The sequence below is a fragment of the Streptomyces sp. NPDC026522 genome (assembly GCF_055567555.1).
On the sequence record NZ_JBVHQF010000001.1, the window covers coordinates 212,906 to 229,887 of the forward strand.

The window sequence follows — 16,982 nt, forward strand, 5'->3', positions numbered from 1 at the left end:
GGCGACCGAGCAGGCGAACGGAGACTTCTCGTGAGGGACCAGAAGGACGCCGTCGGGCCCGAGAGGGCGGTCCGGGCCGTACGCGCGGGCGCGGCGCGGCCCGTGCCCGTCCACCCCGAGCCGGCCCCGGCTCCGGCCGCCGCCCCGGCCCCGCCCGCGGGCCCCGCCGCGCCCCCGGCCCCCGCCCTGCCCGCGCCCCGGCCGCTCGGGGAACTCCGCTCCTGGCCCCGCTCGTTCGCCGACCGGCTGACCACCCCGCTGCCCGGCGTACGGGCCCTCGCCCGGCTGGCCCGCGAGGGCGCCTTCCGGCCGGGCGCCGAAGGGCTCACCGGAATCCCCGACCTGCCGTACCGGCCGGCCCCGCTGCCCCCGTCGGCCCCCGGGACGGTGTGCGCCACCTGGGCGGGGCACGCCAGCTGGGTGCTGCGGGCCGGCGGGCTCACCGTACTGACCGACCCCGTGTGGTCCCGGCGGATCCTCGGGACCCCGGCCCGGATGACGCCCGTGGGCGTGCCCTGGGCGCAACTGCCGCCCGTGGACGCGGTGGTGATCAGCCACAACCACTTCGACCACCTCGACGCCCCCACCCTCAAGCGGCTGCCCCGGCACACCGCCGTCTTCGTCCCGGCCGGCCTGGCCCGCTGGTTCCGCCGCCGCGGGTTCACCCGGGTCACCGAGCTCGACTGGTGGGAGGCGGCCGAACTGGACGGCGTACGCTTCGACTTCGTCCCCGCCCACCACTGGTCGAAGCGGACCCTGCTGGACAGCTGCCGGACCCTGTGGGGCGGCTGGGTGCTGACGGACGCGGCCACGGGCAAGAAGGTCTACTTCGCGGGGGACACCGGCTACGGCCACTGGTTCGGCGAGATCGGCCGACGGCACCCCGGTATCGACCTCGCCCTCCTGCCCATCGGCGCCTACGCGCCGCGCTGGTGGCTGCGCGACGTGCACACCGACCCCGAGGAAGCGGTCCGGGCCTGCCTGGACGTCGGGGCCCGCCGGATGGCGCCCATGCACTGGGCCACGTTCGTCCTCTCGGCGGAACCCGTGATCGAACCCCTGCACCGGGTGCGCGCCGCGTGGTCCCGTGCCGGGCTGCCGCGCGAGTGCCTGTGGGACCTGCCCATCGGCGCCTCCCGCGCCTTCTGAGCCACGCCCCCGCAGACCGGCCGCGCCCCGCAGACCGGTCCGGGTCAGGGCGGCGGCCGCAGCCGGTGCCACAGCGCCGGGGCCGCGCTGATCAGCAGGGTCACCCCCACCGCCACGGCCACCCCCTGCCACGGCTGCGCGAACAGCGCCCCGCCCAGGATCCCGATCAGCCCGTATGTGGCCGCCCACACCAGGCACGCCGGCCCGTCGCCCCGCGCGAACCGCCGCAGCGGCAGCCCCGCCAGCAGGCAGGCCAGCATCACCGGGATCCGCCCGGCCGGGACCAGCCGCGAGACCACCAGGACCGTCACGCCGTTCTCGTCGAGCCTGCGCTGCGCCTGCGCCAGCCGCTCCGGCGTGGCCCGGCCCCGCAGCCGCTCCAGCCACCGCGAGCCGCCCCGCGAGCGCGCTCCGCTGCGCCCGAGCCAGTACAGCGCGAGGTCCCCGAGGAACGCCGCGAGCGCGGACACGCCGAACACCAGCAACAGACCGAAGGGCGGCGTCGGCTGATGGAACGCAACCACGGCGGCCGAACTCACCAGCGCCCCGGTCGGGATCACCGGCACCAGTGCGCCCAGTGCCACCAGCACGAACAACGCCGGGTAGCCCACGGCCTGCGGGCTGCTCTCCGCCGCCTCCTGCCACAGCGTCACGGCAGCCGCACCCGATCGCCGTGCGCGAGGGCCCGTACCGTCACCTTCGGGGCCAGCCGGGCCGCGAGGCGGACGAACTCCTCGCCGGGGGAGTGGAACTCGTGCGGCCGGACGGCGTCCATCCCGATCGGCCAGTACGTCCCGTAGTGCACCGGAACCGCCGCCGCCGGAGCCAGCTCCGCGAGCGCCCGCGCCGCCCGGCCCGCGTCCAGGTGCCCCGGGCCCAGGTACGGACCCCAGCCGCCCACCGGGAGCAGTGCCACGTCCACCGGCCCGACCTCCTCGGCCATCGTGTCGAACAGTCCGGTGTCCCCGGCGAAGTACGTCCGCGCCGAGCCCCGCACCACGTACCCGAGCGCCGGGGCCCGGTGCGGGCCGAACGGCAGCCGCCGCCCGTCGTGCCGCGCGCTGACCGCCCGGACGCGCAGCCCGCCGGGTACGGCGACCTCCTCGCCCGGCGCCACTTCCGTCAACGTCAGCCCGCCCGCGGCCGCGAGCCGCGCCAGTGCCGGTACCGCCCGCACCGCCCCCCGCGGCACCAGCAGTCCGGTCCCGGGCGCGAGCCGGGCCAGCGAGGGCAGGTGCAGGTGGTCGGCGTGCAGGTGCGAGACCAGCACCACATCGGCGTCGGCCGCCCGGGGCGGCGGCAGCGCCCCGCGCCGCCGCCTGAGGTGCGCGAGCCGCCGGGCGAACAGCGGGTCCGTCAGCACCCGTACGCCGGAGTCCTCCACCGTGCAGGTGGCATGCCCCCACCAGGTGATCTCCACCGCCACGCGGATCTCCCTCCTCGTCCCCCCGAGAGTAGGCCGAAGCCCGCGCAACCGTGACCGGTCGCCCCCTCCTCCCGGGCCGGGGATCGGAGTAGGGTCTGCCGCCATGGATGCGCTGCGCGTGGCCGCGATCGCCAGCCTGGCCCCGCTCGAGGAACTCGATGCCGACCCCTTCGCCGTGGACACCCGCGGCCAGCACGCCATGTGCGCGCGCTGGGCCGCCGACCGCGGGTACGTCGTGACCCGGCACCTGCTGGTCTACGGCCTGCGGCCCGACCACTGCGGGCTCTGGCGCGACGTCGACGCCGGGCAGGTCGACCTGTTCGTCACCGCCAACCGCCGGGTCCTGGCCCGCGCGCTGCGCTCCGTCGAGGAGTTCACCGCCGAGTGCGCGCGGCGCGGCGTACGGCTGGAGACGGCGGGGCAGGACGAACCCACCTACACCTCCGCCATGAAGGCCGAGGTGCACCGCCGGCTCTCCATGCCGACCGCCGGCTACGACGGCACGTAACCCCCCCCGGGGACCTTCCGCGTCACCCTCCCGGACGACCCGACCCGTGCGACGCTGGCAGGGGAGACGGGAGCGGGGGTGCGGTGTGGGGCGACGGCGGTGGCGGAGCGCGGGCAGTGCGCTGGTGCGGGTGATCCTGGTGTGGGCGGTGTCCACGCTGACCATGCTCGTGCTCGCGGGCGTCCTGCCGGACTTCCGCCTCCAGGCGGCGGGCCCCGGCGGCGACAGCCCCACCCGGATCGGGCTGACGGCCGCCTGGGGCGCGGGGGCCTTCGGCCTGCTGAGCGCGCTGGTGTGGCCGCTGGTCGTGCGGGCCCTGCTGCTGGTGCCCGCGCTGGTCCTCGGCCTGCTCGTGTTCTTCCTCAACGGCTCGCTGCTGCTGCTCGCGATCGGCCTGGTCCCCGACGGCCACGGCGAGGTGGCCCCCGAGACGGCGGTGCTCGTCGCCGCGGCGATGTCCGCGGTGGCGTCGGCGACCTCCACCGCGCTGGCCGTACGGGACGACGACGCGTACCGCCGCAGGCTCTACCGGCTCGCCGACCGGCGTCGCCGCCGCGGGCCCGGGGCCGCGGCCAGCGGTGGGGCCCGGCCGGCGCCCGGCCTGGTCTTCCTCCAGCTGGACGGCGTCGGACACGAGGAACTGCGCCGGGCGCTGGACCGCGGCCTGCTGCCGACGGCGGCCGGCCTGCTGGAGCGGGGCCACCGCCTCATGCCGTGGCGCACGGACTGGTCCAGCCAGACCGGCGCCAGCCAGCTCGGCATCCTGCACGGCTCCACCTTCGACGTACCGGCCTTCCGCTGGTACGAGAAGGACACCGGCGAGGTGATGGTCTGCAACCGCCCGGCCGGCGCCGCCGAACTCCAGCGGCGCGCCATCGCCCGCACCGGGGACGGGGGGCTGCTCACCCTCGACGGGGCCAGCCGCGGCAACCTGTTCAGCGGGGGCGCCGACCAGCTCGCGCTGGTGCTCTCCCTCTCCGCCCGGCGCGGTCGCGCCAACCGCTCCCGTGCGGGCTACTTCGCGTACTTCTCGGACCCGGCCAACGCCGTCCGTACCGCCGTCTCCTTCGTCGCCGAGGTGGGCCGGGAGATCGGCCAGTCGCTGCGTTCCCGGCTCCGGCGCCAGCGCCCGTGCGTCGGCCGCGGCGGCCTCTACCCGCTGATCCGGGCCTTCGCGACCGTCGTGGAACGGGACGTGGTCGTCGCGGCGGTGATCGGGGACATGCTGGCCGGCCGCGCCGCCGTCTACGCCGACCTGGTGGCCTACGACGAGGTCGCGCACCACTCCGGACCGCACGGCCCGGACACCGACCGGGTGCTGGCCCGCCTCGACCGCAGCCTCGCGCTGATCACCCGGGTCGCCGAGCACGCCCCCCGCGCCTACCGGATCGTGCTGCTCTCGGACCACGGCCAGAGCCCGGGGGAGACCTTCCGCGGCCGGTACGGGCTCACCTTGAAGGACCTGGTCCGGGCCGGCTGCGGGCTGCCGGTCTCCCGCCGGGCGGGGCGCACCCGCAGCGGCGCCGAGGCCCGGGCGGCGGTGCTCGCCGCCCTGCACCGGCCGGTGGAGGAGGGGGAGGAGGCGCACCCGGCGACGGGCTCCGAGCCGGTGGTCCTGGCGTCGGGCAACCTCGGGCTGGTCTCCTTCCCGGACCTGCCCGGGCGGGCGGGCCGGGCCTGGATCGAGCGCGCCCACCCCGCCCTGCTGTCCACCCTGGCCAACCATCCGGGGATCGGCTTCCTCCTGGTGGACGGTGAGGTCCTGGGCGCGGACGGCGCGGTGGCCCGGCTGGACCGCCCCGGCGAGGCGGAGGCCCTGCTGGCGGCCTTCGGCCCGGGCGCGGCCGAGGCCGTCCGCCGCACGGACTCCTTCCCGCACGTGGCCGACATCATGGTCAACTCGGCCTGCGACCCGCGGACCGGGGTGGTGCACGCCTTCGAGGAGCAGATCGGCTCGCACGGCGGGCTCGGCGGGGAGCAGGGCCAGGCGTTCTTGATGTGGCCGCCGGAGCTGTCGGATCCGGGACCCGCGCTGGTGGGCGCGGAAGCCGTGCACCACGTCATGCGGCGCTGGCTGCGCGAGGCGGACGGGCCGCAGGTGCCGGTGGAAGCGGCGTCGGAGGTGGCGGAGGCGGCGGCGGAGGATTCCCGGCCGGAGACCGCCCCGAGCGGAATCTTTCCGTCCGCAGGGGTGCCCGTACGGGACGAAAACCGCTGATTTGGTGCGGCTTTTGGTGTGCACGACGATATGTCGACCCGTCCAGCATATGAAACACCTGAGGCGCACCACCCGTGAGCACCACCCTGAACGCCCCGGAAACCGCACCGGAGACCACACCGGAATCCGGCCCCGCCGCCGCTCCCGCCGACGGCGCGGCCGGCCCGCACGCCCGCCGCTTCGGTCTGCCGGTCGCCACCTGCCTGGTCATGGGCAACATCATCGGCGGCGGCATCTTCCTGCTGCCCGCCTCGGTGGCCCCCTTCGGCACGATCAGCCTCGTCGCCTTCGGCGTGCTCACCGTCGGCGCGGTCGCCCTCGCCCTCGTCTTCGGCCGCCTGGCGGAGCGGCTCCCGCAGACCGGCGGCCCGTACGTCTACGCCCGCGCGGCCTTCGGCGACTTCGCCGGGTTCCTCGCCGCCTGGAGCTACTGGATCACCACCTGGGTCTCGAACGCGGCCCTCGCCGTGGCCGCCGTCGGCTACCTCCGGGTGCTCTTCCCGGCGCTCGGGGAGCACACGTGGTCCATGTGCCTGGGCGCCCTCGCCGTGCAGTGGCTGCCGGCGCTCGCCAACCTGGCCGGCACCCGGTACGTGGGCGCCGTCCAACTCGTCTCGACCGTGCTCAAGTTCGCGCCGCTCCTGCTGGTGGCCGTCGGCGGGCTGTTCTCCTTCGACGCGGCGAACCTGGGCCCCTTCCGGGCGACCGGCCAGAGCCCCGTCGGAGCGGTCTCCGCCGCCGCCGCGATCCTGCTGTTCAGCTACCTCGGCGTCGAGTCCGCCGCCGTCAGCGCCGGTGAGGTCCGCGACCCGGCCCGCAACGTCGGCCGGGCCACCGTCCTCGGCACCACGGGCGCGGCCGCCGTCTACCTGCTGGGCACCCTGGCCGTCTTCGGGCTGGTCGCCCACGACAAGCTCGTCACCTCCCAGGCGCCCTTCTCCGACGCCGTCGACGCCATGTTCGGCGGCACCTGGGGCGGCACCCTGGTCGCCTGCGCCGCGGTGATCTCGATGGTCGGCGCCCTCAACGGCTGGACCCTGCTCAGCGCGCAGACCCCGTACGCGGCCGCTCGGGACGGGCTCTTCCCCAAGGTCTTCGAGACGAAGCGGCGCGGGGTCCCGGTGGCCGGCGTCCTGGTGACCGCCGTCCTGGCCTCCGCGCTGACCGTCTACAACTACACCGCCGGCGGCGACGGCGTCTTCGAGGTCCTGGTGCTGGTCACCACCTTCACGGCGACCGTCCCCTACCTGCTGTCCACCGCCGCGCAGGTGTACTTCCTGGCCTCCGGGCAGCGCTCCCGCGTCCGGCGCGGCCGGCTGGTCCGCGACGCCGCCCTGGCCTGCCTGGCCTTCGCCTTCTCCATGTGGCTGGTGGCGGGCTCCGGGTACGCGGCCGTCTACCAGGGCGTCCTGTTCCTCTTCGCGGGCGTCTTCTGCTACGCCGTGATGGCGGCGCGACGGGCCGGCCGGCCGCAGGCGTGAGCCACGAAAACCGGCCCGGGCCCCCGTACGCACGGGGGCCCGGGCCGGTTCGTGTCCGGTCCGATCAGTCCAGGTAGTCGCGCAGCACCTGGGACCGCGACGGGTGGCGCAGCTTCGACATGGTCTTGGACTCGATCTGGCGGATGCGCTCACGGGTGACCCCGTACACGCGGCCGATCTCGTCCAGCGTCTTCGGCTGGCCGTCGTTGAGGCCGTAACGCATGGAGACGACACCCGCCTCACGCTCGGAGAGCGTGCCCAGGATGGACTGGAGCTGCTCCTGGAGGAAGGTGAACGACACCGCGTCGGCCGGGACCACGGCCTCGGAGTCCTCGATGAGGTCACCGAACTCGCTGTCGCCCTCCTCACCCAGCGGGGTGTGCAGGGAGATCGGCTCGCGGCCGTACTTCTGGACCTCGATGACCTTCTCCGGGGTCATGTCGAGCTCCTTGCCCAGCTCCTCCGGAGTGGGCTCCCGGCCGAGGTCCTGGAGCATCTGGCGCTGGACGCGGGCCAGCTTGTTGATGATCTCGACCATGTGCACGGGGATGCGGATGGTGCGCGACTGGTCGGCCATGGCGCGGGTGATCGCCTGCCGGATCCACCAGGTCGCGTACGTGGAGAACTTGAAGCCCTTGGTGTAGTCGAACTTCTCCACGGCGCGGATCAGACCGACGTTGCCCTCCTGGATCAGGTCCAGGAAGAGCATGCCGCGGCCCGTGTAGCGCTTGGCGAGCGAGACCACGAGGCGGAGGTTGGCCTCCAGCAGGTGGTTCTTCGCGCGGCGGCCGTCTTCGACGAGGATCTCCAGCTCGCGCTTGAACGCGGGCTTGTGGTCCTCCTCCTCTTCGAGCTTGTACTCGGAGAACAGGCCCGCCTCGATGCGCTTGGCGAGCTCGACCTCCTGCTCGGCGTTGAGCAGCGGCACCTTGCCGATCAGCTTGAGGTAGTCCTTGACGGGGTCGGCGGTGGCGCCTGCCACCATGACCGTCTGCGCCGGGGCGTCGTCCTCGTCGTCGTCGGACAGCACGAATCCCTGGGTGCCGCCGGCCTTGGGGGCCTCTTCCTCGACCTCGTCGGCGAGGTCCTCGGCCGCCCAGTCCTCACCCTCGACGGCCGGGGTCTCGGCCTCGTCGGAGTCCTTGGCGCCGGTCTTCTTCGCCGCGGCCGTCTTCTTCGTGGCCGTGGCCTTCTTGGCGGCGGTCTTCTTGACCACGCGCTTCTTGGGCTCGGCGGCGGCCTCGGCCGTCACCTCGTCCTCGGCGGTGGCCGGCGCAGCGGATATCGCCGCAGCGGCGGCGGGGGCCGCGCCGGCCGAGGCCTTGCGCGCGCCGATCGGGCGCGGCGCGGCGGTCGCCTTCTTGGTCACGGTGCGGGCAGGCGCGGCCGCCGCCTTGCGGGGCTTCTTGACGGCGGCCTTCGTGGCGGGGGCCGCGCTGACGTGCAGTGCGACACCCTCCTCGTCCAGGACCTGGTTCAGGCTGCGCAGGACCCGCTTCCACTGGTCCACCGGGATGCGGCCGGCCTCGAAGGCCTGACGCACATCGTCACCGTTGATGTGACCCTGCTCGCGGCCGCGCTCGACGAGCGCGACGAGGGCCTCCGATTCGGCGATCTCCGGAGGGAACGTACGGGACGGGCTGAGCGACACAAGGAGCCTCTCGTTGCGAACAAATAAGGGGTGGGCGGGACATCATCGCGCGAACTCGGGAAACAGACCCCAGGGGGCTCTGTATTCCGGGCCGCGCGAGGACACCTGTCGGTTCATCGCACGCCCGAGTCGATTCGTTACGCGCTGAATTGAGTGACCTGCGCCACGCTGTGGCCGCGCAACCCGATCGGGCCCCGATCCGTCCGCCCTCCTCCCGCCCTCCGCTCAGCCCGATTTACGGGCTTCGATGAGAAAACGGGCGGTATGTGCGACGAACGAGCCTTCACGCTCGATCCGTTCGTGCAGCTCGCGCAGCCGGTCGCGGTAGCGCCCGACCGTGAAGCCCGGCACCATCCAGATCACCTTCCTCAAGAAGTAGATCACGGCTCCGACGTCGTGGAACTCCGTGCGCAGCCGCTCCGCGCGCAGATCGGCGATTTCCAGGCCGGCGGCCCGTGCCCCGGCGACGGCGGCGTCCGGGTGCCGGGCCCGCCGCACGTCCTCCGGCTGCGGCCCGAGGAAGTACTCCACCAGCTCGAAGACGCTGGCCGGACCGACCTGCTGCGAGAAGTACGTGCCGCCCGGAGCCAGCACGCGGGCGATCTCGTCCCACCAGACGGTCACCGGGTGCCGACTGCTGACCAGCTCGAAGGCCTCGTCGCCGAACGGCAGCGGCGGCTCGTCGGCGTCCACGACCACGACCGCGCCGAGCGGGTGCAGCAGCCGCGTGGCCTTGGCCACGTTCGGCGGCCACGACTCGGTGGCCGCCGTCAGCCGGGGCAGCGGCCCGGCGCCCGCGAGCACCTCCCCGCCGCCGGTCTGGATGTCCAGGGCGGACCGGACGCCGGCCAGCCGCTCGCCCAGCAGCCTCTGGTACCCCCAGGAGGGCCGCTGCTCGGTGGCCCGGCCGTCGAGCCAGGAGAAGTCCCAGCCGGCCACGGAGACGGAATCCGCCTCCGCGACGAGATCGTCGAAAGTGCGCGTCATGTCCGGATCCTCCCAGCTCGCGCCCGCGTGATCCACCGCTTTCCCGCCGCCCGCCGGGCCCCCGGCAGGTCGACTAGAGTGGGGGCGGGCCGTGACTGGCGTTCGGGTGGATCACCACCGGGGAGCGGCCCGGCGTACTCCGTACGCCTACTGCCGCGCGCCTGGGCGAACCGCGATCCGCAGCGACGCTCAGGAGACCCCCATGACGACTGCCCAGACCCACACCCCGGACCGGACCGCCCGGCTGATGGACGGCACCGCCCTCGCCCGCCGCATCTCCGAGCAGACCGCGGCCCGGGCCGCCGAGCTCACCGAGCGCACCGGTACCGCGCCCTGTCTGGCCACCGTGCTGGTCGGCGAGGACCCCGCGTCCGTCACGTACGTCCGCATGAAGCAGAACCGTTGCGCCAAGGCCGGGATCACCTCCCGCCACGTCGAGCTGCCCGCCGCGACCACCACCGCGGAACTCGTCGCCACGCTCACCGAGCTGTCCGAGGACCCGGAGATCAGCGGCATCCTGCTCCAGCACCCCGTGCCGCACCACATCGACGAACGCGCCGCCTTCGAGGCCATCGCCCCCGGCAAGGACGTCGACGGCGTCACCATGCACTCCTTCGCCGCCATGGGCTTCGGCCTGCCCGGCTTCGTCTCCTGCACGCCCGGCGGCATCATGCGGCTGCTGGAGGAGTACGACGTGGACCTCACCGGCAAGCACGCCGTCGTGGTCGGCCGCAGCGCGATCCTCGGCAAGCCGGCCGGGATGCTGCTGCTGGAGCGCAACGCCACCGTCACCTACTGCCACTCCCGCACCCGCGACCTGCCCTCCCTCGTGCGCCAGGCCGATGTGCTGGTCGCCGCCGTCGGCAAGGCCGAGTTCATCCGGGGCGAGGACATCAAGCCGGGTGCGGTCGTGCTGGACGCCGGGTACAACGAGGGCAACGTCGGCGACGTCCACTTCGAGTCGGCCGCCGCCCGCGCCTCGCTGATCACCCCGGTACCGGGCGGCGTCGGCCCGATGACCATCGCCGTCCTGCTGGAGCAGACCGTCAAGGCGGCCGCCGCCCAGGCCGGCCTCGACTTCACGGAGCTCTGAGCCGCCCCGGCGCGGCCGGTCCGGCCACAGCGGTGGATCCCCGCCCGGGCCGTCGTCGCGGCCCGGGCCGGGACCCGGCAGCCGCCCCGCGCCCGGGCGGTTCAGGGGCTCGGGTCGCGCAGGTACTTCGCCGTCGCCGGGTCGGCCGGCAGCAGGGTCTCGATGGCCAGCTCGGCGACGGTCACGTCCATCGGGGTGTTGAAGGTGGCGATGGACGACACGAAGGACAGGACGTGCCCCTCGTGCTCGATCACCAGCGGAAGCGCGATGTACGCAGCGGCCTGCGCCGGAGCACCGCCGCCGGACCCCTCCGCCACCGGGTACGCCGACACCTCCTCGTACAGCGCGCGCAGCGGCTCCGAGCGGGCCAGCGCGATCTGCCGTTCCATCTGCGCCAGCAGGTGCCCGCGCCACTCGCGCAGGTTGCGGATCCGCGGGGCGAGCCCCTGCGGGTGCAAGGCGAGCCGCATCGCGTTCAGCGGGGGCGCCAGCAGCTGCTCGGACACGCCCTCCAGCAGCTTGGCGATGCCCCGGTTCGCGGCGACCACCTGGTACGTCGCGTCCACCACCAGCGCCGGATAGGGCTCGTACGCGGTCAGCAGCCGCTCCAGCACTTCGCGCAGCAGGCCCAGCTCCGGCGCGTCCAGCGGAGTGCAGGCGTACCGCGGCGCGAAACCGGCCGCCACCAGCAGGACGTTGCGTTCCCGAACCGGTACGTCGAGGTGCTCCGCCAGCCGCAGCACCATCTCCTCGCTCGGCCGGGACCGGCCGTTCTCCACGAAGCTGATGTGCCGGGACGAGGAACCGGCGCGCCCCGCCAGTTCCAGCTGACTGATCCCGCGCCGCTCCCGCCACGTGCGCAGCAGCGCACCCACACTCGCCGAAGTCATGGTCCGACGTTAGGCGGTGGGCTTCGCCGGAAGAAACGGCACGCACCGGTGCGCGGGACCTTCCCCGCGGCGCCCGCTGTGGGAACCTTGACAGCACGTCAGTCAGTGGGGCCGACCGGTCGTGAAGGAGCGTGTGGATGTCGGGCGAGCCGCTTTCCCAGAAGGAGATCGAGGACCGGCTGCGGGAACTTCCCGGCTGGGCCTTCGAGGACGACCGGATCCAGCGTACGTACCGGCTGGGCAGCCACCTCGCGGCGAGCGCGCTCGTCGCCCACATCGCCGTCGTGCAGGACGAGTTGAACCACCACTCGGACCTCACGCTCGGCTACGACTCGGTCCGGGTGTCGGTGAACACCCACAGCGCGGGCGACACGGTGACCGCGAGCGACTTCGCCCTCGCCGAGCGAGTGGAGGCGCTGGCCCCCGCCCACGGGGCCCGCTGAGGCCGGCCCCGGGTCCGGCGCCGCCGGCCGACTACGCCGCGGAGGCCGAGGTCTGCGCCGCCCCCCGCGGCGGCGCCCCGCGCGCCGCGGCGGCCGCCGCCGCCGTCCTCGGCCTGCTCCCGCCCACGGCGGGCACCCTGCTGGACCTGGGCTGCGGCACCGAACGGCTTCGCTGGACGCGGTGATCGCGGTGTGGCTGCTGCACCTGCTGCGGGAACCGGGCGCGGTGGTGGCCGTCATCGCCGAGGCCGCGCGCGTGCCGCGCCCCGGCGGGGTCTTCCTGACCACCGTCGACCAAGGACGCCGCGCACGACTGGGCAGCGACATCGACGAGGTGTTCGCCCCGCACCTGACCGACGCCGCCCGGACGGGGCGGAGCGGGTCACCGCCCACGCAGCCGGGGCGGGGCTGCGGCCGTACGGGGACGCGCTCTTCGCGGGCCGCGGGCAGGGCCGCACCCCGCGCGGCGCGGCCGCCGGGCTGCCGGCCGGGCGCTACGCCTCTGGATCAGCCCCCGCGGTACCACCGCGCGGGAGCTCGCGGACCGGCTGCGGCGGCTGCCCGGCCAGGACACCCCGCCCGGAGAGCCGACGTACCGCCTCCAGGGCTTCGTCAGCGGCTTCGCCGGCTGCTGACGGCCCGCTGAGGTCAGACTGGTTCCAGGCGCCACCACTGCGCCGGCGCGTCCTCGTCCTCGCCCTGCCGGGCCCGGCCCTCCGCGTCCACCTCCAGCGACAGGCCGCTGATGCAGGCGACCAGGGAGACCACGCCCGGATCGTCGAGGTGCTCCTCCACGATCCACTCCTGCGCGCCGAACGCGTTCGGCTTCCACACCTGCACCCGGGCACCGCTCTCCGTCGACGCGTTCGCCACGTCCAGGCGCCGCTCGGCGCGGACGCTGACGATGTGGACGATCCCGCCCCCGCTGTGGACGGGCGAGATCTCCCACTCCTGCGCGGCGTCCGGGCCCTGTGCACCCTCCGGGCCCACGCCGACCCGGTTCCCGCTCTCGACCCGCAGCAACAGACCACAGGCCACGCTGCGAATCCGGTAGACCCCCCGGGGGACGCTCATGCCCCGGCCCCTCAGACGTCGAAGACGGCCGGGTCCGGGCCGATCCGCCGGGCCGAGGGGCCGGAGCCCAGCGCGTCCAGCGCGGCCGTGTCCGCGGCGTCCAGCTCGAAGCCGAAGACGTCCAGGTTCTCCCGGATCCGGGCCGGGGTGACGGACTTCGGGATCACCACGTGCCCCGCCTGGAGGTGCCAGCGCAGCACCACCTGCGCCGCGCTGCGCCCGTGCTTGGCGGCGACCGCGGCGACCGCGGGCAGCGTCAGCAGCTCCTTGCCCTGACCCAGCGGCGACCACGCCTCGGTGGTGATGCCCAGCCGGGCGTGCACCGCGCGCAGCTCGTCCTGTGGGAAGAGCGGGTGCAGCTCGATCTGGTTCACCGCCGGTACCAGGGCGGAGTCCTCGCCGAGCCGCTCCAGGTCCGCCGGGCGGAAGTTCGATACGCCGACCGCCTTCGCGCGGCCGCTCGCGGCGATCTCCTCGAAGGTCTTCCAGATGCCGGGGACGTCGTCGCGCATCGGGCGCGGCCAGTGGATCAGGTACAGGTCGACGTAGTCGAGCGCCAGCTTGCCGAGCGAGTCGTCGAACGCGCGCAGCACCTCGTCCCGGCCCCAGCGCCGCGAGGGACCGTTCCACAGCTTGGTGGTGACGAACAGCTCCTCGCGCGGCAGCCCGGACGCGGCGAGCGCCTGGCCGGTGCCCCTCTCGTTGCCGTAGATCGCCGCCGTGTCGACACTGCGGTAGCCCGCCTCCAGCGCCGTGCCCACCGCCCGCTCCGCCTCGTCGTCCGGGACCTGCCAGACGCCGTAGCCGAGCTGGGGCATGAGGGAGCCGTTGTTGAGCTTGATGCCGGGGACCTGGTTCACGTCGGGGAGTTCCTCGCGGTCGGGACGGGTTGGGGGCGGCGCTCCGGTACCGGCTCCGGCGCTGCTCGTGCCGGTGCGCCCGCGGCGCGCGTCGTCGGGCCACAACCGGCGGTACGAGCGGCGTATTCCCGCCACCCGGGTGGTCTTGGGGCCGCCTTCGGGTCGTCCTCGGTCCTCCGTCCGGCACATGTCCCGCCGGACCCGCCGTCAGCGCCGGTACATGGCCGAGACTTCCGCCGCGTAGGCCTTCTCGATCGCCCTCCGCTTGAGTTTCAGCGACGGGGTCAGCAGCCCGCCTTCCTCCGTGAACTGCCCGGCCAGCACCCGGAACGTGCGGATCGCCTCCGCCTGGGAGACCAGGGTGTTGGCGGCGACCACGGCCCGCCGCACCTCCGCCGTCAGCTCCTCGTCGTGCACCAGCTCCGCCGCCGGCCGCTGCGGCAGGCCGCGCATCGACAGCCAGTGCGCGACGCCCTCCGCGTCCAGCGTCAGCAGCGCCGCGATGTACGGCCGGTCGTTGCCCACCAGCACGCACTGCGACACCAGCGGATGCGAACGCACCCGTTCCTCCAGGGCCGTCGGCGAGACGCTCTTGCCGTTGGAGGTCACCAGGATCTCCTTCTTGCGCCCGGTGATGCTCAGGTAGCCGTCCTCGTCCAGCCGGCCCAGGTCCCCGGTCGCCAGCCAGCCGCCGCGCAGCACCTCCTCCGTGCCGCGCGGGTCGTTCAGGTACCCGGAGAAGACGTGGGCTCCGTGCAGCCACACCTCCCCGTCGTCCGCGATGTGCACCGTGCCGCCGGGGATGGGAGGGCCCACCGTCCCGTACTTGGTCGCCCCCGGCGGGTTCGCGGTCGCCGCCGCGCACGACTCCGTCAGGCCGTAGCCCTCGTACACCGTGATGCCCGCGCCGTCGAAGAACAGCCCCAGCCGGCGCGACATCGCCGACCCGCCCGACATCGCGTGCCGCACCCGGCCGCCCATCGCCTCGCGGACCTTGCCGTACACCAGCTTCTCGAAGAGCTGGTGCTCCATGCGCAGCCCGGCGGACGGCCCCGGACCGGAGCCGAAGGCCTTCTGCTCGCGCGCCTCCGCGTACCGCACGGCCGTCTCCACCGCCCGGTCGAAGGCGCCGGTGCGGCCCTCGGCCTCCGCCTTGCGGCGGGCCGCCGCGAACACCTTCTCGAAGACGTACGGGACCCCCAGCACGAAGGTCGGCCGGAACGCGGCGAGATCGGGCAGCAGCTCGGCCGCCGCCAGCACCGGCTGGTGGCCCAGCTTGACCCGGGCGCGGACCGCCGCCACCTCGACCATCCGCCCGAAGACGTGCGCCAGCGGCAGGAAGAGCAGTGTGGACGGCTGTTCGCCCGCCCCGGCCTGGAAGACCGACTCCCAGCGCGTCACCATCGTGTCGGCCTCGAACATGAAGTTCGCGTGCGTGAGGACACAGCCCTTGGGGCGGCCGGTGGTACCGGAGGTGTAGATGACGGTGGCGACCGCGTCCGGGGTGACCGCTCGGCGGTGGCGGTGCACCACGTCGGGCGCCACCGACGCCCCGTCCACGACCAGCTCGGCCACGGCCCCGGCGTCCAGCTGCCAGAGCCTGCGCAGGGCCGGGAGCCGCTCGATGACCGAGCCGACGGTCATGGCCTGGTCCTCGTTCTCGACGACGCAGCCCGTGCACCCGGAGTCGTACAGGATCCAGTGCACCTGCTCGGCGGAGGACGTCGGGTACACGGGCACCGGCTGGGCGCCGATGGCCCACAGCGCGAAGTCGAACAGGGTCCACTCGTACCGGGTTCGCGACATCACGGCGACCCGGTCCCCGAACCCGACGCCCTGGGCCAGCAGCCCCTTGGCGAGCGCCAGCACCTCCTCGGCCAGCTCGCCGGAGGTCACGTCGCACCAGGCCCCGTCCGTCTTGCGGCCGAGCACCACCCGGGCGGGGTCCTCGCGGGCATGCTGGAACACGATGTCGGCCAGGCCGCCGGACGGCGTGCCCGCGACCACGGGTGGGACGGTGAACTCGCGCAACATCCCGCTCCTCTCCGTGCGGCGCCGCGACGCTATCCCACGCACCGGGCCGACCGGCACCCCCCGGGAAACCTCCACAAGATCCCCCCGCCCCCGTCGGAGCGGGCATGACCTGCACCGGGGCGGCCCGGGAGACCCCTGCGGGGCGGTCAGGCGGTCAGGCGGTCAGGCGGTCAGGCGGGCCGGCTCAGCCGGTCGCCGCCGGAGAGGACGGCGGCCGCCAGGGCGTCCGAGGCCGGGGTCGGACGCCGCCCCTGGAGCAGCGCGAACTCCACCGGCCCCAGCTCCGGGAGCCCGCCGACCCGGACCAGGCCCGGCGGGACCAGGCCCCGGGTGTGCGCCATCACGCCGAGCCCCGCCCGGGCCGCCGCGATCAGCCCGCTCAGGCTGCCGCTCGTACAGGCGATCCGCCAGGCCCGCCCGTCCCGTTCCAGCACCTCCAGGGCCCGCGCCCGGGTGATTCCCGGCGGCGGGAAGACGATCAGCGGAACGGGCCGCTCCGGGTCCAGCCGCAGCCCCTGCACCCCGATCCACACCATCCGGTCGCGCCACACGAGGCGGCCGCGCTCGTCCCCGGGACCGCGCCGCTTGGCCAGGACCAGGTCCAGGCGGCCCGCGTCCAGCCGTTCGTGCAGGGTGCCCGACAGTTCGACGGACAGCTCCAGGTCCACCTCGGGGTGCTCCTGGCGGAACGTCCTGAGGATCTCCGGGAGCCGGGTCAGGACGAAGTCCTCCGACGCCCCGAAGCGCAGCCGGCCGCGCAACCGGGTACCGGTGAAGAACGCCGCAGCCCGCTCGTGCGCCTCCAGGATGGTCCGGGCGAAGCCGAGGAGGGCCTCGCCGTCCTCGGTCAGCCCGACGCTGTGCGTGTCGCGGGCGAACAGGGGCCGGCCCGTCGCCTCCTCCAGCCGGCGCACGTGCTGGCTGACGGTGGACTGGCGCACCCCGAGCCGGGCCGCCGCCTGCGTGAAGCTGAGCGTCTGGGCGACGGTCAGGAAGGTACGGAGCTGGGTCGGGTCGTACATACCGGGACCGTTCATCCCCGCCAGCTTATTGCGGATCGCGATGGCAGTCAGTGCGGTGTACGGGTTTCCCGATGGGCATCGCCCGGGCGAGCATGGGGAACGGCCCGCCCGCCACGCCCGCCCGCCGCCACGCCCGCCCGCCGTCA

Annotated in this window: 15 protein-coding genes and 1 riboswitch; of the genes, 6 read left to right on the forward strand and 9 right to left on the reverse strand. The window is 74.4% G+C overall.

The features are described from left to right. Positions 1–102: 102 nt before the first annotated feature. Entirely contained in the window at positions 103–1,149 is a 1,047-nt protein-coding gene (locus ACZ4M3_RS00890) for an MBL fold metallo-hydrolase (RefSeq protein ID WP_467730082.1), read from the forward strand. Positions 1,150–1,193: 44 nt separating this feature from the next. Here ACZ4M3_RS00890 and ACZ4M3_RS00895 read toward each other — a convergent pair whose 3' ends face one another. Next, positions 1,194–1,802, reverse strand: a complete 609-nt coding sequence (locus tag ACZ4M3_RS00895; protein WP_467728931.1) for a DedA family protein — start codon at positions 1,800–1,802, stop codon at positions 1,194–1,196. Continuing rightward, positions 1,799–2,575, reverse strand: a complete 777-nt coding sequence (locus ACZ4M3_RS00900) for an MBL fold metallo-hydrolase (protein ID WP_467728933.1) — start codon at positions 2,573–2,575, stop codon at positions 1,799–1,801. Before ACZ4M3_RS00900 ends, ACZ4M3_RS00895 begins: the two co-directional genes overlap by 4 nt. Positions 2,576–2,678: 103 nt before the next feature. On the opposite strand from ACZ4M3_RS00900, the gene ACZ4M3_RS00905 reads away from it, so the two are divergent. From ACZ4M3_RS00905 to ACZ4M3_RS00915, 3 genes are all read left to right on the forward strand, one after another. Continuing rightward, complete coding sequence (locus tag ACZ4M3_RS00905; RefSeq protein ID WP_467728934.1) at positions 2,679–3,083, forward strand: hypothetical protein; 405 nt, start codon at positions 2,679–2,681, stop codon at positions 3,081–3,083. Positions 3,084–3,168: 85 nt separating this feature from the next. Beyond that, complete coding sequence (locus tag ACZ4M3_RS00910; RefSeq protein ID WP_467728936.1) at positions 3,169–5,301, forward strand: phage holin family protein; 2,133 nt, start codon at positions 3,169–3,171, stop codon at positions 5,299–5,301. Between the two features lie 86 nt (positions 5,302–5,387). Next, positions 5,388–6,782, forward strand: a complete 1,395-nt coding sequence (locus ACZ4M3_RS00915; protein ID WP_467730084.1) for an amino acid permease — start codon at positions 5,388–5,390, stop codon at positions 6,780–6,782. A gap of 64 nt (positions 6,783–6,846) precedes the next feature. Here ACZ4M3_RS00915 and ACZ4M3_RS00920 read toward each other — a convergent pair whose 3' ends face one another. Together ACZ4M3_RS00920 and ACZ4M3_RS00925 are read right to left on the reverse strand one after the other, a co-directional pair. After that, positions 6,847–8,433 carry an RNA polymerase sigma factor gene (locus ACZ4M3_RS00920; RefSeq protein WP_467728937.1) on the reverse strand — a complete coding sequence of 529 codons (1,587 nt, stop codon included), beginning with the start codon at positions 8,431–8,433 and terminating at the stop codon, positions 6,847–6,849. 225 nt (positions 8,434–8,658) lie between these two features. Further along, complete coding sequence (locus ACZ4M3_RS00925; protein WP_467728939.1) at positions 8,659–9,420, reverse strand: methyltransferase domain-containing protein; 762 nt, start codon at positions 9,418–9,420, stop codon at positions 8,659–8,661. A gap of 81 nt (positions 9,421–9,501) precedes the next feature. Then, positions 9,502–9,594: riboswitch (ZMP/ZTP riboswitch) on the forward strand. A gap of 28 nt (positions 9,595–9,622) precedes the next feature. On the opposite strand from ACZ4M3_RS00925, the gene ACZ4M3_RS00930 reads away from it, so the two are divergent. Continuing rightward, positions 9,623–10,513, forward strand: a complete 891-nt coding sequence (locus ACZ4M3_RS00930; protein WP_467728940.1) for a bifunctional 5,10-methylenetetrahydrofolate dehydrogenase/5,10-methenyltetrahydrofolate cyclohydrolase — start codon at positions 9,623–9,625, stop codon at positions 10,511–10,513. A gap of 101 nt (positions 10,514–10,614) precedes the next feature. Here ACZ4M3_RS00930 and ACZ4M3_RS00935 read toward each other — a convergent pair whose 3' ends face one another. Further along, a complete protein-coding gene (locus tag ACZ4M3_RS00935) occupies positions 10,615–11,403 on the reverse strand; it encodes a helix-turn-helix domain-containing protein (RefSeq protein WP_467728941.1) in 789 nt (262 codons plus the stop codon). A 137-nt stretch (positions 11,404–11,540) separates the two neighbouring features. Between ACZ4M3_RS00935 and ACZ4M3_RS00940 the strand changes: the two genes are divergently transcribed. After that, entirely contained in the window at positions 11,541–11,846 is a 306-nt protein-coding gene (locus tag ACZ4M3_RS00940) for a 4a-hydroxytetrahydrobiopterin dehydratase (RefSeq protein WP_467728943.1), read from the forward strand. A gap of 648 nt (positions 11,847–12,494) precedes the next feature. Here the strand turns inward: ACZ4M3_RS00940 and ACZ4M3_RS00945 are convergent. The 4 genes from ACZ4M3_RS00945 to ACZ4M3_RS00960 all read right to left on the reverse strand — a co-directional run bounded on the left by ACZ4M3_RS00945 (position 12,495) and on the right by ACZ4M3_RS00960 (position 16,836). Further along, the gene (locus ACZ4M3_RS00945) at positions 12,495–12,920 is read right to left on the reverse strand and encodes an RICIN domain-containing protein (protein WP_467728944.1); all 426 of its coding nucleotides are present in this window, start codon (positions 12,918–12,920) and stop codon (positions 12,495–12,497) included. Between the two features lie 11 nt (positions 12,921–12,931). Further along, on the reverse strand, positions 12,932–13,780 hold the full coding sequence (locus tag ACZ4M3_RS00950) for an aldo/keto reductase (protein WP_467728946.1): 849 nt from the start codon (positions 13,778–13,780) through the stop codon (positions 12,932–12,934). Between the two features lie 207 nt (positions 13,781–13,987). Beyond that, on the reverse strand, positions 13,988–15,811 hold the full coding sequence (locus tag ACZ4M3_RS00955; protein WP_467730086.1) for an AMP-dependent synthetase/ligase: 1,824 nt from the start codon (positions 15,809–15,811) through the stop codon (positions 13,988–13,990). Between the two features lie 173 nt (positions 15,812–15,984). Next, positions 15,985–16,836, reverse strand: coding sequence for a LysR substrate-binding domain-containing protein (locus tag ACZ4M3_RS00960; protein ID WP_467730088.1), 852 nt, complete (start codon positions 16,834–16,836; stop codon positions 15,985–15,987). Positions 16,837–16,982 lie beyond the last annotated feature (146 nt).